Raw genomic sequence first — 2,410 nt, 5'->3', positions numbered from 1 at the left:
AAACATTATTATCTTTAAAGGAAAAGGAATAGCAATGAGTTGGAAAGAATTTAATGATTGGGCAGAACAAGAAAACAAAAAGAAAGGTTGGTGGATTCCGATTGCCATTGCCCTCATTATATGTATTTTGGCTAAGGCCTATAAATACTTTAGCTAATCAAGTATTGTTATCTTTGGATAAAATCCAGTACTATGAAAATAATTTTATTTGTCTTTTCCTTTTTTCTCTTTATTACAAAAACACATTCCCAAGAGTGGGTTATTGTTGATATTGTAAATCAAAACTCTAAAGAATTGTCTGTAATGATTGATGATGGTGGAGAAAAAATAAATAGAAAAAAAATCAAAAACCCTTCTATTGTCAATCTCATAAATGAATATCAAAATAATGGTTTCACCCTGGAAAAAGTAACATCTGGAATAGAACTTGACATTAACGGAAACATTCCATTAAGTAACAACCGGAGTAATAATTTTGGTTTTTCAAATTTGACATTTTCAAATAATAACAGAATAATGCTCTGGTTTAAAAAAAACACCACTAAAGTTAATTGAACAGCAAAGCGAAAAAAATTAACTGGTATTTGTTAAGGTTTTAGAATAATTTCTTTGACACACGAAACCTCCTAAACTTAATTTCTATCTTTAGAGAATGAAAAAACTGAATGAAAAACTCTCTACTTATTTAGTTTTTGGACTTGTTATAGTTTTTGGTTTAATAACGTGGTTATTTATAAACTTCAAAAAAGACTGGTAACCCCCTCTAAACTTAATTAGTGTTTAGTTTTAGTTACTGCTCTTCAAAATGAAAAGTTTAAGCTTATCAAAACAAAATGGAATTGAACAAAATTATACCTATTAGATCCATCCACTCCACCTTCAAGTAGCCTATAACCAATGTTTCCTTGAAGACCTTTAGTGAAATTATATCTTCCAGATAAGGAAAGGTCAATTGCTCTACCTTTACTTGCAATTATACCTTCTCCTAAAAAATTCACACCCACTTTTTGAGAGATATTCCAATCGGATAATACATTTATTAGTGGTACAAAACCAATACTGAAATTTTCACTTAATAGTTCCTTGTTTTTCAAAGAGGTTCCGGCATCTCTAATTTTTGCAGAAAGGCCAAGACCAAATTTAAAATTGTTGTTATTTATGATTCTTCGATTATAGGTAAGTCTATATGAATTAAACTTATAAACAGCTTCTAATGTTGTGTTCTCTCTAAAATTTTTTTCATCAAAAAGAATATTCCTATCTAATGTTCCAGTTACTAAACTTTTTAATGGAGCATAAAGAATTGAAAAGTGATGTTTATTATTTAATAAAAAACCGGCCCGAATTCTTAAAAATATACCTGGTGGAGTAGACAAATCATTCTTCAGAGAAAATAGCGTTCCATTAGTTCCATTACGAATATTATTTAAGCCTGTAAATAATACTCCTGACTCAACATTAATGAAAGTTTGAGCATTTGTAGATAAACTAAGAGACAAACAAATAAAAAAACACCTGAACTTACTGAAGAAGATATGCCTGTGGTTCATAAATATTTTTTAAAGTAAAGCAGGAAAGGGACCAAATATTATGTACAAGGCAAGCGTAATTCCTACAGAAATATATCCGTGTTTGTTAAATCCAGTAATCATATGAAAAGCCTTATAGTGTTTTTTATTAGCAATGATTACGCCAGAGTTGTCAAAAACAACCGTCCTATTGCTCTTGAACTGACTAGTATAGTCATATCTCCATATTTCTTTTTCTACTTGATTTTCAACCTTTGAAGGTTTACCATACTTTAATAAAATTAATTTCTTTGCATTTTTGTTTTTAACATATAAAGGTCTGTTAATAGTTGGAGAGCAGCTGCACACTAAAAAAAGAACAAAAAGCAATGCTGGAAGTAGCTTTTCCATACTCTTAAATGTAAGGAATTAAAAATACCTGAACTTATTGAAGATGGTGTGCCTGTCATTTAGAAAGCTTCTACGATTTAATTTTTAGATAATTCTAGTTCAATTGATTTTATATAATTGAGTTTTAAATCTTCACCACTGACAAAATATTTACACACCACCCATTTAGATGCTGATTGAATGCTGAACTAAAACAAAACATTTCATACATTGTAAATATAATTATTGAAAGTAATCATCACTGTTAAAAAAAATGCATCAAATAAAATTATATTTAGATAAAATAGCTTCCATATCTAGCTCTGATTGGAATTTTTTTATTTCAAAACTTCATCGAAGAATAGTCACAAAGAAATCAGTTTTTATAAAAGTGAATCAAATAGAAAACCACATATCATTTATAGAATCTGGTATTGTTCGCTTATTTATTCCCAGAGATAATCCAGAAAAAGAAATAACTTTTGGCTTTAGTTTTAAAAATCAGTTTGTTA

3 protein-coding genes and 1 pseudogene are annotated in these 2,410 nt (G+C 28.8%); 2 read left to right on the top strand and 2 right to left on the bottom strand.

Annotated features, from left to right (window positions below; all coding sequences use genetic code 11):
• The first annotated feature begins 192 nt into the window (after positions 1-192).
• Positions 193-555 carry a hypothetical protein gene (locus tag AC3ATN_RS08270; protein ID WP_487532802.1) on the top strand — a complete coding sequence of 121 codons (363 nt, stop codon included), beginning with the start codon at positions 193-195 and terminating at the stop codon, positions 553-555.
• A 245-nt stretch (positions 556-800) separates the two neighbouring features.
• Here AC3ATN_RS08270 and AC3ATN_RS08265 read toward each other — a convergent pair whose 3' ends face one another.
• The gene (locus AC3ATN_RS08265; RefSeq protein WP_487532801.1) at positions 801-1,550 is read right to left on the bottom strand and encodes a hypothetical protein; all 750 of its coding nucleotides are present in this window, start codon (positions 1,548-1,550) and stop codon (positions 801-803) included.
• 9 nt (positions 1,551-1,559) lie between these two features.
• Positions 1,560-1,919, bottom strand: a complete 360-nt coding sequence (locus AC3ATN_RS08260; RefSeq protein ID WP_487532800.1) for a hypothetical protein — start codon at positions 1,917-1,919, stop codon at positions 1,560-1,562.
• A 253-nt stretch (positions 1,920-2,172) separates the two neighbouring features.
• Here AC3ATN_RS08260 and AC3ATN_RS08255 point away from each other — a divergent pair.
• A pseudogene (locus AC3ATN_RS08255) lies at positions 2,173-2,410 on the top strand (Crp/Fnr family transcriptional regulator); the annotation flags it as partial.

This window comes from Candidatus Marivariicella sp. (genome assembly GCF_983056325.1).
Note: the sequence above shows the minus strand (reverse complement) of the source record. Positions and strands in the feature narration are given on the sequence as shown.